Origin of the sequence: Arthrobacter sp. ZBG10 (assembly GCF_001238605.1) — a bacterium.
Taxonomy (GTDB): domain Bacteria; phylum Actinomycetota; class Actinomycetes; order Actinomycetales; family Micrococcaceae; genus Arthrobacter.
In genome coordinates, this window is sequence record NZ_LFQH01000155.1 from 1 (window position 1) to 467 (window position 467).

1 protein-coding gene is annotated in these 467 nt (G+C 67.9%); it reads right to left on the minus strand.

The genetic code is table 11. The features are described from left to right. Window positions 1-467: HNH endonuclease (locus ACU18_RS18990; protein ID WP_197273631.1), on the minus strand; the 467-nt coding region annotated here is incomplete at both ends.

Sequence of the window (467 nt, forward strand, 5' to 3'; positions counted from 1 at the left end):
CCTGGTGGTGGGGGTGCGGTTGAGTGGTAGGTGTGGCCGGTGGGGGTGGTGAGTTGGGTGTGGTGCCTGGGTCGGCCTTGGGGTGGGGGTGTGGGTGGTGGAGTTGCGGGTGGGCGTGCGGTGGTGTTCCAGCCGGGTTGTTCTTTGGTGTGGTTGCAGGCTTCGCAGAGTCCGGCGCCGTTCTCAATTGTGGTGGGTCCGCCGTTGTGCCAGGGGAGGATGTGGTCGTGGTGGCGGATGGGGGCGTCGCAGTAGGGGGTGCGGCAGGTGTCGTCGCGGACTTCGATAAGCCGGCGCAGGGCCGGTGGGAAGAGCCGGGCGGTGGAGTCCATGGCGATGAGGTCTCCGGTGCTTGGGGCTGTGTAGAGCCGCCGGATCCAGGTCTTCAACTTTGCCGCGTCGGGGTTGCGGGTTTTTGTCCCGTGGCGGGCGAGGTGCCTGGCCCAGCCGGCGGGGATGGTTCCGTA